The organism is Streptomyces sp. 6-11-2, assembly GCF_006540305.1.
Taxonomy (GTDB): domain Bacteria; phylum Actinomycetota; class Actinomycetes; order Streptomycetales; family Streptomycetaceae; genus Streptomyces.
Map to the genome: position 1 here is coordinate 60,480 of NZ_BJOR01000001.1, position 19,131 is coordinate 79,610.

Annotated in this window: 16 protein-coding genes and 1 pseudogene; 11 read left to right on the forward strand and 6 right to left on the reverse strand. The window is 71.4% G+C overall.

Annotated elements, in window-relative coordinates:
• Window positions 1-17 precede the first annotated feature (17 nt).
• Window positions 18-866 (forward strand): bifunctional 5,10-methylenetetrahydrofolate dehydrogenase/5,10-methenyltetrahydrofolate cyclohydrolase, encoded by an 849-nt coding sequence (locus TNCT6_RS00300; protein ID WP_141355412.1) that lies wholly within the window; start codon window positions 18-20, stop codon window positions 864-866.
• 100 nt (window positions 867-966) lie between these two features.
• The gene (locus TNCT6_RS00305; RefSeq protein ID WP_141365887.1) at window positions 967-2,193 is read left to right on the forward strand and encodes a glycosyltransferase; all 1,227 of its coding nucleotides are present in this window, start codon (window positions 967-969) and stop codon (window positions 2,191-2,193) included.
• A gap of 18 nt (window positions 2,194-2,211) precedes the next feature.
• On the opposite strand, the gene TNCT6_RS00310 is transcribed toward TNCT6_RS00305, so the two are convergent.
• Both TNCT6_RS00310 and TNCT6_RS00315 read right to left on the reverse strand, forming a co-directional pair.
• Window positions 2,212-3,126 (reverse strand): IS982 family transposase, encoded by a 915-nt coding sequence (locus tag TNCT6_RS00310; protein ID WP_141355415.1) that lies wholly within the window; start codon window positions 3,124-3,126, stop codon window positions 2,212-2,214.
• 86 nt (window positions 3,127-3,212) lie between these two features.
• The gene (locus TNCT6_RS00315; protein ID WP_100568062.1) at window positions 3,213-3,722 is read right to left on the reverse strand and encodes a DinB family protein; all 510 of its coding nucleotides are present in this window, start codon (window positions 3,720-3,722) and stop codon (window positions 3,213-3,215) included.
• A gap of 345 nt (window positions 3,723-4,067) precedes the next feature.
• On the opposite strand from TNCT6_RS00315, the pseudogene TNCT6_RS00320 reads away from it, so the two are divergent.
• Both TNCT6_RS00320 and TNCT6_RS00325 read left to right on the forward strand, forming a co-directional pair.
• Window positions 4,068-4,924: pseudogene (locus TNCT6_RS00320) on the forward strand (IS5 family transposase).
• 46 nt (window positions 4,925-4,970) lie between these two features.
• On the forward strand, window positions 4,971-6,128 hold the full coding sequence (locus TNCT6_RS00325) for an IS4 family transposase (protein ID WP_141355416.1): 1,158 nt from the start codon (window positions 4,971-4,973) through the stop codon (window positions 6,126-6,128).
• A 5-nt stretch (window positions 6,129-6,133) separates the two neighbouring features.
• Here TNCT6_RS00325 and TNCT6_RS00330 read toward each other — a convergent pair whose 3' ends face one another.
• On the reverse strand, window positions 6,134-6,661 hold the full coding sequence (locus TNCT6_RS00330) for a hypothetical protein (protein ID WP_172632752.1): 528 nt from the start codon (window positions 6,659-6,661) through the stop codon (window positions 6,134-6,136).
• Window positions 6,662-7,157: 496 nt separating this feature from the next.
• Between TNCT6_RS00330 and TNCT6_RS00335 the strand changes: the two genes are divergently transcribed.
• Window positions 7,158-7,562: a hypothetical protein gene (locus tag TNCT6_RS00335; RefSeq protein WP_141355420.1), complete on the forward strand. Its 405-nt coding sequence runs from the start codon at window positions 7,158-7,160 to the stop codon at window positions 7,560-7,562.
• Window positions 7,563-7,987: 425 nt separating this feature from the next.
• Here the strand turns inward: TNCT6_RS00335 and TNCT6_RS00340 are convergent, their stop codons facing one another.
• Window positions 7,988-8,341, reverse strand: a complete 354-nt coding sequence (locus TNCT6_RS00340) for a VOC family protein (RefSeq protein ID WP_216372758.1) — start codon at window positions 8,339-8,341, stop codon at window positions 7,988-7,990.
• 155 nt (window positions 8,342-8,496) lie between these two features.
• Entirely contained in the window at window positions 8,497-9,324 is an 828-nt protein-coding gene (locus TNCT6_RS00345) for a recombinase family protein (RefSeq protein ID WP_141355423.1), read from the reverse strand.
• 271 nt (window positions 9,325-9,595) lie between these two features.
• Here TNCT6_RS00345 and TNCT6_RS00350 point away from each other — a divergent pair, with 271 nt between their 5' ends.
• Window positions 9,596-10,381, forward strand: coding sequence for a hypothetical protein (locus tag TNCT6_RS00350; RefSeq protein WP_141355424.1), 786 nt, complete (start codon window positions 9,596-9,598; stop codon window positions 10,379-10,381).
• Between the two features lie 354 nt (window positions 10,382-10,735).
• Here the strand turns inward: TNCT6_RS00350 and TNCT6_RS00360 are convergent, their stop codons facing one another.
• Window positions 10,736-12,706, reverse strand: a complete 1,971-nt coding sequence (locus TNCT6_RS00360; RefSeq protein ID WP_141355426.1) for a translation factor GTPase family protein — start codon at window positions 12,704-12,706, stop codon at window positions 10,736-10,738.
• A gap of 253 nt (window positions 12,707-12,959) precedes the next feature.
• Here TNCT6_RS00360 and TNCT6_RS00365 point away from each other — a divergent pair, with 253 nt between their 5' ends.
• The 5 genes from TNCT6_RS00365 to TNCT6_RS00385 all read left to right on the forward strand — a co-directional run bounded on the left by TNCT6_RS00365 (window position 12,960) and on the right by TNCT6_RS00385 (window position 19,130).
• Window positions 12,960-13,466, forward strand: coding sequence for a (2Fe-2S)-binding protein (locus tag TNCT6_RS00365; RefSeq protein WP_141355428.1), 507 nt, complete (start codon window positions 12,960-12,962; stop codon window positions 13,464-13,466).
• A complete protein-coding gene (locus TNCT6_RS00370) occupies window positions 13,463-15,853 on the forward strand; it encodes a xanthine dehydrogenase family protein molybdopterin-binding subunit (RefSeq protein ID WP_141355430.1) in 2,391 nt (796 codons plus the stop codon). The genes TNCT6_RS00365 and TNCT6_RS00370 overlap by 4 nt, the downstream gene beginning before the upstream one ends.
• Entirely contained in the window at window positions 15,850-16,704 is an 855-nt protein-coding gene (locus tag TNCT6_RS00375; protein WP_141355432.1) for a xanthine dehydrogenase family protein subunit M, read from the forward strand. Before TNCT6_RS00370 ends, TNCT6_RS00375 begins: the two co-directional genes overlap by 4 nt.
• Window positions 16,705-16,710: 6 nt before the next feature.
• Window positions 16,711-17,595 carry a MoxR family ATPase gene (locus tag TNCT6_RS00380; protein ID WP_141355434.1) on the forward strand — a complete coding sequence of 295 codons (885 nt, stop codon included), beginning with the start codon at window positions 16,711-16,713 and terminating at the stop codon, window positions 17,593-17,595.
• Window positions 17,596-17,885: 290 nt separating this feature from the next.
• Complete coding sequence (locus TNCT6_RS00385) at window positions 17,886-19,130, forward strand: VWA domain-containing protein (RefSeq protein ID WP_141355436.1); 1,245 nt, start codon at window positions 17,886-17,888, stop codon at window positions 19,128-19,130.
• Window position 19,131: the final 1 nt, after the last annotated feature.

The following is a 19,131-nucleotide window of genomic DNA, read 5'->3' on the forward strand; positions in this document are numbered from 1 at the left end:
ACGCCCAGGAGTGGACCATGTCCCAGGCCCGTCCGATGGACGGCACCGCGCTCGCCCGCCGTGTCGTCGAGGAGACCGCGCGGAAGGCCGCCGCACTCACCGAGCGCACCGGTACGACGCCCTGTCTGGCGACCGTGCTGGTCGGTGAGGACCCCGCCTCCGTCACCTACGTACGGATGAAGCAGAACCGCTGCCGCAAGGCCGGTATCGACTCCCGCCGTGTGGCACTGCCGGCCGCGACCACCACCGAGGAACTGGTCGACACGCTGCGGTCGCTGTCCAAGGATCCCGCCGTGCACGGCATCCTGCTCCAGCACCCCGTCGGCGAGCACATCGACGAGCGGGCCGCGTTCGAGGCGATCGCGCCCGAGAAGGACGTCGACGGGGTCACCTGCGCCTCGTTCGCGGCGATGAGCTTCGGCCTGCCGGGGTTCGTGTCCTGCACGCCCGGCGGCATCCTGCGGCTGCTGGACGCGTACGACGTCGAGCTGCGCGGCCGGCGAGCCGTCGTGGTGGGCCGCAGCGCGATCCTCGGCAAGCCCGTGGGGATGCTGCTGCTCGCGCGGGACGCGACGGTGACCTACTGCCACTCGCGGACCGCGGACCTGCCGGCCGCCGTGCGTGAGGCGGACGTCGTGGTCGCCGCGGTGGGCCGGCCCCGGCTCATCCGCGGCGAGGACGTCAAGCCCGGCGCCGTGGTGATCGACGCGGGCTACAACCCGGGCAACGTCGGCGACGTCGACTTCGACTCCGCCGTGCAGCGGGCCTCGCTGATCACTCCGGTGCCCGGTGGGGTGGGCCCGATGACGATCGCCACGCTGCTGGAGCAGACCGTGACGGCCGCCGCCCGGCAGCTCGGGGTGTGACCGGCGTACCGGGACCGGAGCGGGGGTGCGACACCCCTCGGGTCGTTCACGGACGGCGGGCGGCCGCGCGGCCATACTGGCCGTCGTGCGCGTAGCGATCATGACGGCGGGATCCCGGGGCGACGTCGCCCCCTTCACCGGACTGGGGCACGGCCTGGCTCTCGCGGGTCATGAGGTCACCCTGGTCACGCACGGATGCTTCGAACCGCTGGTCGCGGGCTCGGGCCTCGGCTTCCACCCGCTGCCGGTGGACCCGCGGGCCGAGTTGGAGTCCTCGCGGGGCCGGGGACTCCACCGCAGCGCGACCGGCCCGGGCAAGATGCTGCGGGCCGTGGGGCTGGTGCGGGCGGCCATCGCCCGGATGACGGACGATCTGATCGCGGCGGCCGAGAAGAGCGACCTGCTGCTGCTGGCCGGCTCGCTCGGGCCGGTCGGGCACGCCATCGCCGAGGCGCTGAACCTGCCCAGTGTGAGCGCCCATCTGCAACCCCTCTCCCCCACAAGGGAGTTCGCCCCTCCGCTGCTGGGCGGCGGACACTGGGGCGGAGCTGCGAACCGCCTCGCCGGACACGGCGTGGACCTGGCCGTGGAGCGGGTCTTCTCGGCGGCCGTACCCGCCGTGCGGACCCGGCTGGGGCTGCCCGCCCGCGCGGTCACCGGCCGCCGCGTCCGCCAGGAGCAGCGCGGGCCGGTGTACCACGGCTTCAGCCCGCTCGTGGTGCCCAGGCCCCGCGACTGGCGCAGCGCGCTCCAGGTCTGTGGGTACTGGTGGCCGTACGACCGTTACACCCAACTCCCGGACGGTCTGTGGGACTTCCTCGACGCGGGCCCTCCTCCGGTCTACGTGGGGCTGGGCAGCGCCACCGTGCCCGACCCCGGGCGGCTCAGCGACACCATCGTGCGCGCGCTGCGCCGGGCCGGACTGCGCGGTGTGGTCCAGCAGGGCTGGGCGGGGCTGGAGGCGTCCGGCGAGGACATGCTGACCATCGGCGAGGTCCCGCACTCGGCCCTGTTCCCGCGGCTGGCGGGCGTGGTGCACCACGCCGGGGCGGGCACGACCGCGGCCGGGCTGCGGGCGGGCGTCCCCGCGGTGCCCGTGCCCGTCCAGTTCGACGAGGGCTTCTGGGCCGATCGTCTCGTCGGCCTCGGCGTGGCGCCCTGCTCGGTTCCGCTGCGCGGCCTCACCGCGGACAACCTCGCCGCGGCCCTGGTCCGCGCCACCCGTGGCTACGGACACCGGGAACGGGCACGGGCCCTGGGCGCCCGGATCCGCGAGGAGAACGGCCTGGCACCGGTACTGAACGCGGTCGAACAACTCGCCCGCTAGATGATCGATTCCAAGAGGTCAGTGGTCGTAGGCGGTCAGTGAGCGTAGTACGGGCTGGCTGGTGTGGTCGTTGTGCCAGATCGCGGCCGTCAGCGCGAGGATGCGCTGCATGACGCGGGCGATGACACCGCCCGGTGTGCGGCCTCGGTGCTGTTCGAGGTCAAGCTGGCCCTTGAAGGTCTCGTTGACCGACTCGATGACCTGCCGCAACGGCTTGAACAGGGGTGCCCCGGCCCGCTCCGGCTCGTCCTTGCGGGCCGGCCGCAGCAGCCGGATGTCCTGCTCGGCCAACTGGTCCTCGAAGGCGCGGCCGAAGTAGTTCTTGTCGCCGATCAGCGTCTGCCCGGCCCGGGCGGCGACCAGTTCCGGTTCGGCGGCGAGCAGGTCCAGCAGGGTCTCGCGTTCGTCGGCCTTGGCCCCGGTCAGGGCGAAGGCGATGGGCAGGCCCTGCAGGGTGCACACCAGGTGCAGGCGCAGGCCCCAGAAGAAGCGGCTGTGGCTGGCGCAGTAGCCGTACTCGGCCCATCCGGCCAGGTCGGAGCGCTTGACGGTCTCGCGGGAGCGTCCGCACTCCACCGGCGTGGAGTCCACGATCCACACGTCATCACTCCATACAGAGGTGTCGGTTGCCAGCAGCCGGGTCACCCGCCGCAGCAGCTCGGTGGCCTTGCGCAAGCGCTTGTTGTAGCCGGGCTGCTGGGGCAGGTAGGGGAAGAGGTGCCGCAGGTGGGCGCGGGCGTGGCGAAGCCACTTGGCCTCGGAGGTGAAGCCCAGCATGGCCTGCATCATCGCGAGCGTGACCAGCTCGGCATCGGTCAGTTGCGCGGCGATCCCGACCGACGGACGCCAGGGCGCCAGGTGCGGTGAGTCCTTCAGCAGGTCGTCGGTCTTCACATAGAGTGCGGTGGCGAGGGAGTCCAACTCTGTCTTCACACACTGACGTTGGACTCCCTCCTTCCAACCCCGCGGGTGATTCTCTGGAACGGCTCAGCAGGTGGAGACAGGTGGCCCCTGCGGAATCAGGCGCCCACGGTCCCGTCGACACCTTCACGCAGAAAGTCCGCGTGCCCGTTGTGGCGGCCGTACTCCAGGAGCACGTGCACCATCACCATCCGCAGCGATACCTCCTCGCCCCATCGTGGCTGATACCCGGCCTGGTCCAGGGACTTGGCCTCCCGCTCGATACGGCGCGAGGTCTCCACCTCGGCCTCCCAGGCTACGAACGCCTCGTCTCTGGTCGACGCACTCGCGTCGTACGCCGCCTGGAAGTCGATCTTGTCGGACCAGACCATGGGCGCGTCGTGGTCCTCGAACACTCGACGGAACCAGGCACGCTCCACCTCCGCCATGTGCCGCACCAGACCGAGCAGCGAAAGCGTGGACGGCGGCATCGACTGCTGTCGCAGCTCCTCGTCGGTGAGCCCTTCGCACTTCATGGCGAGGGTCGCGCGGTGGTAGTCGAGGAAAGCCCGCAGCATGTCGCGTTCGCTGCCAAAACTGGGCGGTCCTATGCGGTTGTCGCTGGTCACTGGTTGTGCTCCTCATCCGTGCCTGCGTTGAGGGCCAGTATCTACTCCCGTCGACTGTCCCAGAGGAGGGCCGTCAACCGGACCTGGTTGTTCCCACGGAGATCGCCGAACACAGGAACCGGAAAGGCTCATTGGACCCCGCAGCCGCAACTACCCCTTGGAATCGATCATCTAGTGCTGTGGCCGGAAAGGTTTGCCGGGAAGCTCGCGGCGTCCGGTGCCGGGGGCACCTCCCACGCCGTTCAGGCAGTGGTTCCCGTGGTTTCCCGCAGTATGGACGCGGCACGGACGACGGGCCGGTCGGCTAGGCAGTGTCCCGTGGATCAGATGGTCGTTTGATCCGACGTGGAGTCCAGGGGTGTGTTGAGCGATGAGGGCTGGGAACGGAGCCGGCGGCTCCTGCCGCCAGATCCGCCCCGTAGTGGTCGATGGCGGGACCATCGGATGATCATTGATGCAGTGGCATGGAAGTACCGGGGCAACAACGCCTGGCGGGACCTTCCTGAGCGGTTCGGTCCCTGACAAACGGTCTTCAACCGCTTCCGGCGCTGGGCGAAGGACGGCACCTGGCAGCGGATCCTGACCGAACTCCAGGCCCAGGCCGACGCAGCCGGAGACATCGACTGGCTGGTGAGCGTGGACTCCACTACCGTGCGAGCTCACCAGCACGCCGCCGGCGCCCGCAAAAAGGGGCTCCAGCGGGAGAACCGGACGACCACGCTCTCGGGCGGTCCCGTGGCGGGCTGACGACCAAAGTCCACCTGGCAGCCGACGACCGATGCCGTCCGTTGTCACTGCTGGTCGCAGCCGGACACCGCCACGACTCTCTCTACTTCGAAGCCGTCATGGCCAGCATCCGCGTGCCCAGAATCGGGAGCGGCAGGCCCAGGACGAGACCGGACAGCGTGAGCGCGGACCGCGCGTACTCCTCCCGCGCGATCCGCACCCATCTGCGCGGTCGCGGCATCACTGCGGTGATCCCGGAACCTGCCGACCAGATCGCCAACCGCAAGCGGCGCGGCTCGCGCGGCGGCCGCCCACCGAGCTTCGACCGCCAGGCATACAAGCACCGCAACACTGTCGAGCGATGCATCAACAGGCTCAAGCAGTGGCGCGGTATCGCCATGCGCACCGACAAGCTCGCCGTGCACTACCTCGCGGCACTTCAGGTCGCGGCGATCTCCCTCTGGGTACGAACCTGACGGTAAGGCCGGTCACCTCTGCCAGGAGAGCGCCTCAACCGATGCGATGTCACCCGCCGCCAGCAGCGCGAAGAGCCGGAGCATCTCCTTGCGGGCGACATCGCGCCGGCAGGTGGCCGGCCCGCTGGCGGCACCGGAGACGCCGGGCGCGTGGTGGCGCGGTCTGCGCCTCCTGGCACTGGACGGCACACAGTTCGACGTGCCGGACTCAGTGAGCAACGGCGACACTTTCGACGGCCCCTCCACAGGCGGGACGCCGTTCGGTTTCCCGCAGGTGCGAGCCGCCGTGCTCGCGGAGATCGTCACCCACGCCATCCTCGACGCCGGCCTGGGCGGCTACCGGGACGGCGAACGGCGCCTGGCCTACCCGCTGGCCAACTCGACAGGCCCCGGTGACCTCTTCATCGCCGACCGCGGGTTCTGGTCGGTCGAATTCGTCCACGCCTTCACCACGTCCGGCGCCCATCTGCTGGCCAGGCTCCAGTCCAACCACCTCGGCACCACCCAGGCGGAGTTGCCGGACGGCTCCCGGCTGTCCCTGATGCGCCCCGGCAAGGATGTCCGCCTCCGGGCAGCCCGCGAAGGCCGGACCCTGCCGAAGGAGACGACCTACCGCGTCATCACCTTCACCAAGAACGACAAGGCCGTGCACCTGGGCACGTCCCTGCTGGACACCGAGCAGTACCCGGCGGACGAGCTGATCGCCCTCTACCGGCAGCGCTGGGAGATCGAGCTGGCCTTCGACGAGATCAAGAACCACCTCGGCCCCGGCGGACCGCTCCGATCGCGCACCCCTGAAGCCGTGCGGCAGGAGCGGTGGGCCCTGCTCGCGGTCCACCAGGCCGTCCGCCGGTTCGCGCACGCCGCCGCGGCAAGTGGACCGGTCCTGGATGCCGACCGGCTCTCCTATCTCCGCTGCGTCCGGATCGCCCGGCGCAGCGTGCCGTCCCAGCACGACACCTCCAGGCGCTCGCCGACCAACGCCTGGAAGGAGGCCTGCCAGGAAGCGCGGTCCCGTCTGCCTCCGCCCCGGTCCGGCCGGGACTGGCCCCGAGCGATCAAGAAGCCGATGCGGTGGCCGATCCTGAGAACCCGGAGCGGCCGCAGCAAGGTCGCGCCGGGGCGATGGGCACACAACCAGACCACCAAACAGCGCAAACACCGGGGCGCCGGCAGACCCGTGCCTCGCGCTCAACCGCCTTGACCCCTTTACAGCTGGTCCCCCCTGCTGGGTGGCTCCGGAGGATGCGGCCCGCCACCGTCCTTGGGGTCCTGATCGCAGGCGCGTCGGTCGTAGGACTGGTCATTGGGGATCAACAGCACTCCGGCAACCTGCTCAGGGTGCTCGACAGTGAGCCAGTCGTCGCCCGTGCGGGCACCGTCAGGCTCGGGCCACGCCTCGGACGAATAGATCGTCTGACACCTCAACGCCACGCGCTCCTTGTCGACCGCGCAGGCGTCCACTGCAGGGCCGGAATATTCGTCGGCGCCGTCGAAGCGGAAGTGGAAGTGGACCTTGTCACCTCTGGAGGGCACTTGCGGGTGGGGCTCAAGGCGCCAGTCAACGACCTCGGCGGTGACGCCGCGAGGCTGCCCATACGTGTTCACGACCTGCACCCTGACACCGGCCTTACCGCGCTTCGCCGTCGTGTCGGTGCAGCCCCAGGAAGAGCAACCGGACAGGGCGAGAATCACCAGAGCCAGCGGGGCAACGGCGAGTACCCGTGCAGGTAACACTGAGATGACCTCCGGTCAGGGTGGGGCGGAGCAGTGTATCCCGGGGCCTCCTGGCAGCTGCGGGTGATGGCGGCGAGCGCCTGCGGCAGTGAAGCCGAAACGCAGAGGAGCCCGTGAACTGGGCGGGTGCTTAAAAGGCAACTGCATTGGCCGGCGAAGGCCCCCGGCAGCCACCGTCCTCAGCCCCTCGTCCTCTTCGGCCCAGGACTCGTTGTGCGACATCCCGTGAGTTCTCCTGAGCCCCGTTGAGTCCCCAACCTCGTGGCCAGGGGGTTCGTCCTCTCTCTGGTGGCTCCTCGCGCCCTGACGTAATTTCGGGATTCCTGAAGCGTTCTCACTGTGTCTGACCGCTCGACGGTCAGGGTGAAAACGAGGGGTCTTCGGACTCGACGAGAAGACCGCGATGCGCTACGCGGACTCCGCACGGGCGCTGTTGGAGCAGGCCGCCGAACAAACCCGTGAGGGCCTGCAGTGACCTTCTGCGATTCTGCTTGCCATGTCTGCACGAAATCGAAGACTGCCTCGGCACCGTGCCTGGCCACTGACCGCCACCGACATCAACGAGTGTCTCGGCCCTTACATGACCCGCGTCAGGGACCTGCAGTTCCTCACCGGACCTGACAGCGGGACCATCGTCCTGGGAGCAGCATGGCTCGCTCCGAACCCCCGCAACTACGGCCGCGGCATCCACCCGGACATGGTCGGCGTCCACATAGATGTCCACCCGGTCGATGCCACTGAACGTGCTGCCACCCGCGCTGTTCTACGAGCGCATGCCCTCCCGCAACTGCACGAATGGATCACGCAGGCCATCGCCGCCGACGAGACCTGGCAGCTGACCGATCACCAGCACTACTGGCGACTCACCGACGGCCACCTCACCCACCGCGACGAAGCGTGAACCGAGCCCGGACGACACGCACACGCCCACATCAGCGAGATCGCACACGCGGGTTCACAACAAACCCAAGGGGCTACACCCGGGATTCAGGACACCGGACCCTCGGGTTCCCGCCGAGAAGCCTTCAGTTCCCCTGAACCCACGGGCCTCTAGGGGTGTGACCCAGATACGCTCCAAACCCGCCACGAGATGATCTTGGGCTGGGCCGTCGCGACGTCGTGCCGCGTAGGTCAGAGAACCGCAGGACAGTCCGGGCAGGAGAACAGGAACTCGCGCGGCACGAACCCGGCGGTGCCGGCCCGCTCGGGTGCGCCGCGCCACCGCCATCCGGCTTCCGTGTCAATTCTGTGCGTGTTGCTGTGTGGGACGTCGGGGCCCCGGACAACTGCCCGGCCTCCGCTCAGCGCTTCCGCCAGTGCTTCTGCTCAGCTCTTCCGCTCACTCAGGACGCAGAACTCGTTGCCCTCCGGGTCGAGGAGGGTCACCCAGTGCTGCTCGTCCTGCACGGTGTCCGCGCGCCGGGCACCGAGGGAGAGCAGCCGGGCGACCTCGGCTTCCTGGTCGTCGGGGCGGAAGTCGGGGTGGAGCCGGTTCTTCGACGTCTTGCCCTCGGGGACAGGCACGAAGAGCAGCCCCGGCATCTGGTCCGGCTCAGGCCGGATCTCGATGATCTCCTCGGATTCGTCGACCACTACCCAGCCGAGAGCCTCGGCCCACCAGCGCCCGAGAGCGACGGGGTCGGCGGAATCGACGATGATCTGTTCCCATTCCAGTGCCATGGGCCTCAGCATAGACAGGACCGGCGGCCCACCCGTCCCTCCGTCGAGGGGCGGGCCGCCCCGGCGGCCCTGGCTCATCATCTCCCGGCAGTGACAGGAGAGCGAACACGGCCCCGGAGTCCTGGCTCAGACACCAGCCGCAAGGTAGCGGTGGATCACGCCGCTGCGGTCGCGGTGGCCTGTTCGTCGTATTCGCGCAGCATCCGCATGACGGTAGCCGGTGACGGGTGCTGGCCCTTCTTCTTGCCGCTGGTGATGACGAGCTTCGCGGCCATGTCGCGCAGGCTCATACCTTGATCCCGGTAGTGCAGGGCCATGGCGAGCATGTCCGGGTCGGCGACGGTGGCGCCGCCGATGGCCTTGCCGCGTTTGCGGGCGGACTCGTGACCTTCGAGGGTGCGGTCGCGGATGTACTCGCGTTCCATGCCGGACAGCGCGGCGAGCACGGTGAACACGACCCCGGAGGGATCGTGCTGGCCCTGGAGCTCTCCGGTGAGGAACTCCAGCCCGACCTCGGACGCTTTGAGTTCTTCGGCGAGCGTGGCGAGGTCGATGCCGCGGCCGAGGCGCTTGTGCTCGTGGACGACGAAGGTGACCGCGACGCCGGAGGCGCGCAGTTCCCGCGCGAGCGTGACGGCCCTGTCCAGCTCGGGCCGCTTCGTGACCCGGGTGGAGATCTTCTCCGAGAAGACCCGGGTCACCCCGGCCTCGGCGAGGGAGTCGAGCTGGGCGTCGAGGGACTGCCGGGCGGTGGAGGCGCGGGCGTAGCCGAGGCGGACGTGCCCAGTCGGCTCGGCGCCGGCGGCACGCGGCCGCGGCAGCTCCACCCAGGCCGTGCCGGGCTTGCGTACGGGCGGGGTGGGCACGTTGAGCGTCTTGGCGAGCTGAGGCACCAGGCGGAAGCAGGCGGTGTGGTACTGCACGGCGACCTTGCCCTTGCCGGTCCGGCACGGCGAGCCGGCCGGGGCGGCGCAGGACGACATCGGGCAGGTGTGCGCCTCAACGAGGGTGTGGGGGGCCGGACTCACCCCGGATCGTTTCATGAGGGCGTTTCATCTGTCCCCCTTTTTGCGACAACTCATGAAACATGATCACCGCAGGTCGTGCGCCGCGGGTCGGGGTGTTTCACAGGTGAACACCTATGAAACAGGGCCGCGTGCTCAGCGGGTGGCGCGTACGGCGGCAAGCCGGTAGCCGCGGGCTTGATGCGCCGGGACGAGCTCCTCCACCGCCCGCTTGCCGGGCCCGCTCGCCATGGAACGTCTCGCCGGCGCCGCCTTGGACGCTCACCCGCTGACCGTCGGCGGACGCGATGAGGGTGACGGTGACTTCGTCGCCGTCGGTGTCGCGGACCAGCTGCCACTCGCTCCGGCTCTCGCCCGGGACGTGCGCGCGCACCTCCACCCGGAAGACAGGTACGTCGCGGGCCTGGCCCGTGGTGCTCTGCCACTCGCCGGCCACCGCGTGGCCGAGGCGGGCGAGCGCGCGGTCCGGCTTAGGGCCTGTCCGGCCCTGATCCACCGCCGGAAAGATCATTGCTCTGCTCTGCCCCCGTATTCCATACTGAGTGCCGCCGCCGGAGACCCTGGCGGCGTTCAGGGGGAGATCATGCGTATTGCTCGTAAGGCAGGCGTCGCGCTGACCAGTCTCGTGATGGCCGGGGGCCTCGTCACCGCGACATCTGGCTCGGCTTCCGCCGCGACGGACGAGATCTGCACGTACCCGTCCGTCGATGTCTACAACGACGCCGGCAAGTGGGCCGGCTCCGGTCTGTGGAGTGCGAACCCCGGCTGTGGCGTGACGGGGGACACCCTCGGCGCCTTCGACGCCACCGCCGACGGATATGGCGTCGTCGCCCATCTGAGCGCGCCCGACGGCAGCATCCCCGAACGTGTGGTCAGCACCTCCGGCCACAATTCGCCTTACACCGCCTGGAAGAGCGGCAACCTGCCCGAGGGCCATCAGTACATCATGTGGGCCTGCCTGACGAAGGGCGGCGTCACGTCCCACTGCTCGAAGACCAAGATCGTGACCTCCTGACGCTCGCGTCCGATGACGGCTTGCGTTTGACGGCTTTCGTCTGACGGGTCGCGTCTCCCTCGCCGGGTGAGCCCCGGCCGCCGCGGTGGATTCCGCGGCGGCCGGGGCTTTCGGCTGGGACGCCGGTGGTCTCGCCCCTCTCGGGCCGACCGACGTGCGGCGTCCGGTGTCCGCCGTCCGGCGTCAGGCCGCCGTGGTGGCCGCTACCCCGAGGTGCCGGGCGAGGAAGCGGGCCGCACTGTCGGCCTCGAACCTGGGCAGGTCGAAGTGGAGGCTCGCGTTCCGCGCCGCCCACCGCGTCCCGGACCCCGGCGGGTGGGTGCAGGGTCGTGGGCGGCGGCAGGCGGGCGGGCGTCATCGTCCCACCCGCTGTGTCAGGTTGAGCAGGTACTGCTTGCGGTCCAGTGGGTTGTGGTCGGTGCGTGGGCGCTCGGGGACCGTGTCGCCCGTGACCGGCGCGTAGTGGTCGAAGGCGCTCTCCAGGTCCCCCTCACCGCGGGTCAGCCCCGGCAGGCGCTGCTCCAGCGCGTGCACCCGGGCGGCCGGGACGCCGCCCTCCAGAAGGCACACGGATCCGTGGGTGACGGTCGTCCGCGGCACGGCTCGCAGTGCGGACAGCACCGGCAGCAGGGCGCCGAGCGTGTCCGCCGGGACCTCGGCGCGGAAGCGGTGCACCGGCTCGTGGACCAGCGTGCCCGCGCGGCGCAGCGCCTCGATCAGCACCAGCGGGGTCAGGCCCCGGAAGTCGGCCCCAGTGCTGGACATGCTCTTGTCGAAGCCCTGGTGGGCGTGGCTCTGCCGGGGCGAGTAGCCGCAGTGGGTCAGGGTCACCGTGCAGTCGATGACCGGCCAGCCGTGCAGCCCCTGCCCGAGGGTCTCGCACACGGTGTCCTCCACCGCCTTGAAGAAGGCGTACGGCATCGAGCCCAGTTCGACCTCCAGGCGGAAGTCCACCCCGGAGCCGGCCGGCGCGCGGTCGACGCGCAGCCCGACGGTGGCCAGGAAGGGGTTGCCGTCCTTCTTGTTGAACTCGACGGCCGCACCTGTGCCCACCGGCCGCTCGACGCACAGCGGGGTGGTCTCCCGGAAGGTGACGCACAGTCCGAACTCGTCGGCGAGCGTGGACTGGAGGACCTCCTTCTGCACCTCCCCGTACAGGGACACGGAGGTCTCCTGCCGCGCCTCGTCGTGGCGCAGCCCGATCAGCGGGTCCTGTTCGGCCAGTCGGGTGAGTGCGAGGTGCAGGGCCCCGCCGCCCACGCCGGGGCCCGGTACGACGACGGTCTCCAGGGTCGGCGGCGCGAAGAAGTGCTCGTAGGCCTTGCCGGGCTCGCCGACCGTGTCGCCGATCCGGATGTCGGCCAGGCCCCACAGTCTGGCGATGCGGCCCGCGGACACGGCGTCGGCGCGGACGTCGGTGCCGTGGTCGAACACGCCGATCGCGGTGACCCTGCCCTCCGTGCGGGCGTCGCCGTAGGGGACGCGGTCGCGTACCCGGAGGGTGCCGGAGAACATCCGCGCGTACGCCACCTTCTCCCCCGCGAGACCCCGCTCGACCTTGAACACGGTGGCCGAGACGGGCCCGTCGGGGTCGCCGCCCGCGGCGGGCAGCAGTTCCTTGACGCCGCCGATCAGCGCGTCCACTCCGGCACCGGTGATCGCGGAGCCGAAGTACACCGGGTGCACGAGGGCCTGCCGGGTCTGGGCGGCGAGGGCGGCGCGCAGGCGGTCGGCGCGGAGGGTGCCGTCGACGTACGCGGCCAGCAGATCGTCGTCGTGCTCGGCGAGGACGTCCGGCGCGGACGGGCCGAGGCCGGGCACGAAGCGGGCCTCGCGGGCGCCGATTCCCGTCACCCGCCCCATGGGTACGACCGCCGGTGTCAGCCGCCGGGCGACGGCACTCAGCAGTTCCTCCTGCCGGGCGCCCCGCCGGTCGATCTTGTTGACGAAGAGCAGGGTCGGGATGCGCAGCCGCCGCAGGGTGCGCATCAGGACGCGCGTCTGCGCCTGGACGCCCTCGACGGCGGAGACCACGAGTACCGCGCCGTCGAGCACGCCCAGCACCCGCTCCACCTCGGCGATGAAGTCGGGGTGGCCGGGGGTGTCGATGAGGTTGACGGTCACGTCGTCGACCGGGAAGGAGACGACGGCGGACTTGATGGTGATGCCGCGCTGCCGCTCCAGCGCGAGGGTGTCGGTCCGCGTACTGCCGGCGTCGACGCTGCCGAGCGCGTCGATCACCCCCGCGGAGTGCAGCAGCCGTTCGGTCAGACTGGTCTTACCCGCGTCGACGTGCGCGAGGATGCCGAGGTTGAGCAAGTGCACTGGGCGTCATGTCCTTCTTGATGGCGGGGATTCCTTCCGGGGTGGACATGGACGCTGTGCGCATGGGTGCTCCTCGTTCGGTGACGACGTGATGACGTGCAGTGCAGCAGAGCCGAAGCGCCGGGGCAATGGATTAACGGTCAACGACGCCTGTCGCACCACTCGCCCGCGCCCTGACACGGTCATAGAGTGACGTACACCACACGGTCGACGACATTTCCCCCACCCATGCCCATACGGCCCCGGAGGGAACATGACCCATATCTCGGTCACGGTGGACGGCACGGCCTACGAGGACGAGGTGGAACCCCGTCTGCTCCTGGTCCACTATCTGCGCGACCGCCTCGGACTGACCGGTACCCCGATCGGCTGCGACACCTCGAACTGCGGAGCCTGCACGGTCGAGTTGGACGGCGCGAGCGTCAAGAGCTGCACGGTGCTGGCCGTCCAGGCGGATGGCGGCGAGGTGACCACGGTGCAGGGACTGGCCAGGGACGGCGAGTGGACGGAGCTGCAGCGCGCGTTCCACGAGCGGCACGCGCTGCAGTGCGGCTACTGCACCCCCGGGATGATCATGGCCGCGCGCGATCTGCTGCGCGAGAACCCCCACCCCGGCTCCGACGAGGTGCGCAAGGCGCTGGAGGGCAACCTGTGCCGGTGCACCGGCTACCAGAACATCGTCCGCGCGGTGCTCGCCGTCGCCGAGGGGGAGACGGCCGCCGGCGAGCGGACCGGGTCCGCCCAGGAGGTGACGGCATGACCGACCAGGCCGTCGAACGCGAGGTCGGCAGGGCCCGGCTCCGCAAGGAGGACGCCCGGCTGATCACCGGGCAGACCAACTGGACCGACAACATCACCGTCACCGGACTGCTGCACCTGGCCGTCCTGCGAAGCCCCATGGCGCACGCCCGCATCGAACACATCGACGTCTCCCCCGCCCTCGAACGCCCCGGCGTCGTCGCCGCCTTCAGCGGCCGCGACCTCGCCGGGGGACTGGGGTCGCTGCCCTGCGCCTGGCCGGTCACCGAGGACATGGTGCTGCCGGACCATCCGCCGGTCGCGGTCGACGAGGTGCGCCACGCAGGTGACCCGGTGGCGGTCGTGGTGGCCCGTGACCGGTACGCGGCGGCCGACGCGCTGGAGGCAGTCGAGGTCGACTACGAGCCCCTGCCGCCGGTCCTGGACCTGGAGGAGGCGCTCGCCGACGACTCCCCGCTGGTCCACGCCGACAAGGGAACCAACCGCGCCTATGTGTGGCCGCTGAGGACCGGCGAGGACTTCGAGGCGGTCAAGCAGCGCGCCGACATCGTCCTGCACCGCCGCTACCGGCAGCAGCGCCTCATCCCCAACGCCATGGAGCCGCGCGCGGTCGTCGTCACCCCGCTGGCCGCCTCCGGGGAGTTCACGGTGTACTCGGCGACGCAGATCCCGCACATCCTGCGGATCATGCTCTCGGTGGTCACCGGCGTGCCCGAGCACAAGCTGCGGGTGATCGCCCCCGACGTGGGCGGCGGCTTCGGCTCCAAGCTCCAGGTGTACGGCGAGGAGGCCATCGCGGTCGAGGTCGCGCGCAGGCTGGGACGACCGGTGAAGTGGACCGAGTCCCGCTCCGAGGGCTATCTGGCCACCCACCACGGCCGCGGCATGATCCAGGACATCGAGATCGCCGCGACCCGCGAGGGCCGGCTGCTCGGTCTCAAGGTGGACCTGATCGCCGACATGGGCGCCTATCTGATGCTGGTCACTCCCGGCATCCCGATCCTGGGCGCCTTCATGTACCCGGGGATCTACAAGATGGACTCCTACGAGTTCAACTGCACCGGTGTGTTCACCACCCGTACCCCGACCGACGCCTACCGCGGCGCCGGGCGCCCGGAGGCCACGTACGCCATCGAGCGGGCCATGGACGAACTCGCCGCCGAGGTCGGTCTCGACCCGGTGGAGGTGCGGCGGCGTAACTGGATCCGGCACGAGGAGTTCCCGTACGCCTCGATCGCGGGCCTGACCTACGACAGCGGGAACTACGAGGCGGCGACCGAGAAGGCGCTCGCCCTGTTCGGCTACGACGACCTGCGCGCCGAGCAGCAGCAGCGCAACGAGCGCGGGGACGGCGTGCGCCTGGGCATCGGCGTGTCGACGTACACGGAGATGTGCGGGCTGGCGCCGAGCCGGGTGCTGCGGGACCTGAGGTACTCGGCCGGCGGATGGGAGGCGGCGAGCATCCGCATGCTGCCCACCGGCAAGGTCGAGGTGGTCACCGGCACCAGCCCGCACGGACAGGGGCACGTGACCTGCTGGAGCCAGATCGCCGCGGACGTGCTGGGTGTGCCGTTCGAGGACGTTGAGGTGCTGCACGGCGACACCCTGGCGGCGCCTCAGGGCATGGACACCTACGGCTCGCGCTCGCTGGTCGTGGGCGGGTCGGCGGTGCACCGCGCCGCCGAGAAGGTGGTGGACAAGGCGCGGAAGGTCGCGGCGCACCTGCTGGAGGCGAGCGAGGACGACCTGGAGTTCAAGGGTGGCGTGTTCTCGGTGAAGGGCTCGCCGGAGGCGCGCAGGACCATCCAGGAGGTCGCCTTCGAGACGTTCACCTCGCACGACGTGCCCGACGGCATGGAGCCCACCCTCAACTCCGAGTACCTGCTCGACCCGGAGAACTTCTCCTACCCGCACGGCACCCATCTGTGCGCGGTCGAGGTCGACACCGAGACCGGGCAGACCCGTATCCGCTCCTACGTCTGCGTGGACGACGTGGGCCGGGTGATCAACCCGGTGATCGTCGAGGGGCAGGTGCACGGCGGACTGGCCCAGGGCATCGCCCAGGCGCTGTACGAGGAGGCCGTGTACGACGCGGAGGGCAACCTGGTCTCCGGCACGATGGCCGACTACCTGGTGCCGTCGGCGGCGGACCTCCCCGACTTCGTGACCGACCGGACCGAGACGCCCGCGGTCTCCAACCCGCTCGGCGCCAAGGGCGTCGGCGAGGCGGGCACGATCGCCTCGACGCCCGCCGTCGTCAACGCGATCGTGGACGCGCTGCGCCCGCTGGGCGTCCACGACGTGCGGATGCCGTGCACCCCCGAGCGGGTCTGGGAGGCCGTGCGGTCCGCGCAGGCGCGGTCGGCGCGGAAGGAGGCCTCGGCATGATTCCCCCCGCATTCGACTACGCCCGCCCGGCCAGCGTCGACGAGGCCGTGCGCACTCTCGCCGACGCGGGCGAGGACGCGAAGGTGCTGGCCGGCGGGCAGAGTCTGCTGCCCCTGCTGCGGCTGCGGCTGGCCTTTCCCGAACTCGTCGTCGACATCGGGCGGATCCCCGGGCTGCGCGGGGTCCGCGAGGACGGCGGCACGCTCGCCATCGGCGCGCTGACCACGCACCACGACGTCGTCCACGACCCGCTGGTGCGGCGGTACGCGGGCCTGCTGGCCCAAGCCACCGAGACGGTCGCGGATCCCGCCGTACGGCACCGGGGCACCCTCGGCGGCTCACTCGCGCACGCCGACCCGGCCGGGGACCTGCCCGCGGTGGCGCTGGCGCTGGACGCCGAACTGGTCGCCGAGGGGCCCGGCGGGCGGCGCGCGATCCCGGCGCGCGAGTTCTTCGCCGACTATCTGCAGACCGCGCTGGCCCCCGACGAGCTCCTGGTGGAGGTACGGGTGCCCAAACGGGAGGGCTGGGGCTACCGGTACGAGAAGTTCCACCGGGTGGCGCAGTCCTGGGCCATGGTCGGTGTCGCCGTGCTGGTACGGCGCGACGACCGGCGCATCGCGGAGGCGCGGATCGGGCTGACCAACATGGGGTCGACCCCGCTGCGGGCCGCCGCCGCGGAGGAGGCGCTGGCCGGTGCCGGGGACGCCGACTCGGTGGCGCGGGCGGCCCAGTCCGCGGCCGAGGGCACCCGGCCCTCGCGGGACGCGTCGGCCTCGCCCGAGTACCGGGCGCACCTCGCGCGGGTGCTGACCAAGCGGGCGGTCCTGGCCGCCGCCGGGATGGGGTGAGCGCCGATCACTTCCATCGACAGCCCCGAGCAGGTGCGCTCCCGTCTGGAGCAGACCGGCTACCTCGTCGACGACGGGCTCGCCATCGCCTGCTTCCTGGCGCTGCGGCTGCACCGGCCGGTCTTCTGCGAGGGCGACGCGGGCGTCGGCAAGACCGCGCTCGCCTCCGCCCTCGCCGAGGCGCTCGACGCGCCTTTGATCCGGCTCCAGTGCCACGAGGGGATCGACGCCTCGCAGGCGCTGTACGACTGGGACTTCCCCCGTCAGCTGCTGCATCTGCGGGCCGCCGAGGCCGCCGGGGTCAGGGACGCGGAGCGGCTGGAGCGCGAGCTGTACGACCGGCGGTTCCTGGTCGCCCGGCCGCTGCTGCGGGCCCTGCAGACCCAGCCGTCGGTGCTGCTGGTCGACGAGATCGACCGGGCCGACGACGAGTTCGAGGCGTTCCTGCTGGAGCTGCTGTCGGAGTTCCAGGTGACGATTCCGGAGCTGGGCACGCTGCGGGCCGAGGTGCCGCCGGTGGTCGTCCTGACCTCCAACCGCACCCGCGAGGTGCACGACGCGCTGAAGCGGCGGTGCCTGTACCACTGGTTCGACCATCCCGGCTTCGGCCGCGAACTCGCCATCGTCCGGCGCAGGTTGCCGCAGGTGTCGGCGCGGCTCGCGGAGCAGGTGACCGCGCTGGTGCAGGCCCTGCGCGCGGAGGACCTGCTGAAGCCGCCGGGCGTGGCCGAGACCCTGGACTGGGCGCGCGCCCTGGACGCCCTCGGGGCGAACGAGGTGGACGCGGAGCTGGCGGTGGTCACCCTGGGATCGGTGCTGAAGTACCGCGAGGACACGGACCGGGCCCGCGGCCTGGACTTCGCCGCGGTCCTCGCGGGACGGGGAGCGTGATCGCCGTGACCGGGGAACGACGAGGACACCGCGAGGTACTCGGAGCGGACACCGCAGGGCACAGCACGGACGCCGGGGCGGGCAGGCGCGGCGAAGACCTCGGTCCCAACGGGCCCGACAGCCGGGGCAACGCGCTGTGCCCTCAGGAGCACCAGCCCAACAGCCGTACCACCGCGGCCGTCGCGGGCGCCGGCACAGGGCGCAGTCCGGACGCCGGGGCGGGCGGGCATGGAAAAGCTCCCGGTCCGCACGGGCCCGACGAGCTGGGCCCGCAGGAGCACCGACCCCAGATGCGTAACACCGCGGACGTCACCGGCCCTGCCCAGGACCGCCGCGCAGGGCACACCACGGACGCCAGGGCCGGCAGGCATGGCGAAGGGCGTCGGCCGGAGGGTGATGCCGCGTTGTTGGGGTTCGCGCGGGCGTTGCGGGCCGCCGGGGTCGCGGCGAGCGCCGAGCGGGTGCACGCCTTCCTGCGGGCGGTGGACGCCCTGCGCCCCGGGCTGCGGACGGACGTGTACTGGGCGGGCCGGGTGACGCTGTGCGGGGACCGGGACGACCTGGAACGCTACGAGCGGGTGTTCGCCGCGTACTTCGGCACCGACGGGACACCGGCCCGCCCGGCCCGGACCACTCCCCCGCCCCGGCCGCGACCGGTCCTGCGGGAGGCGCCCGCCGGGTCGCGCACCGGACCACCCGGAGAGCGGCGGCAGGGGCCGCCCACCGCAACGCTCGCCAGCTCCGCCGAGGTGCTGCGCCACCGCGACGTGGCGGAGCTGGACCCCACGGAACGCGCACAGGTGCGCCGGCTGCTCGCCGCGTTCGCGTTGCGCGGGCAGCCGCGGCGCACCGCGCGGCGACGGCCGGCCCGGCGCGGGGACGTGGACCCGCACCGCACCGTGCGGGAACTGCTCCGGCTGGGCGGCGAGCCGGCGCTGCTGCGGCGGCACGCGCGCGCGGAGCGGCCGCGGCGGGTGGTGCTGCTGGTCGACGTCAGCGGATCCATGGGCCCCTACGCCGACGCTCTGCTGCGCTTCGCGCACGCCGCCGCCCGGGGGCGGCGCACGGAGGTGTTCACCATCGGCACCCGGCTGACCCGGGTGACCCGGGAGCTGTCGCACCGCGACCCGGACCTGGCCATGGCCGCGGTCGCCGAGGCCGTGCCGGACTGGCGCGGCGGCACCCGCCTGGGTGAGTTGCTGCGGGAGTTCCTCGACCGCTGGGGCCAGCGGGGCATGGCGCGCGGCGCCGTCGTGGTACTGCTGTCCGACGGATGGGAGCGCGGCGACCCACACCTGCTCGCCGCCCAGATGCGGCGCCTGCACGGGCTCGCGCACCGGGTGATCTGGTCCAACCCCCGCAAGGCGCGCCCGGGCTACGCGCCGCTGGCCGCCGGCATGGCGGCGGCGCTGCCCAGCGTGGACGACTTCGTCGAGGGTCACAGCCTGGCCGCGCTGGAGCGTCTGGCGGCGGTGGTGCAGGGCGCCGGCACGGACGCGGCCGGCCAGGTGCCGGGGTCGTGGGAGAGGAGCTGAG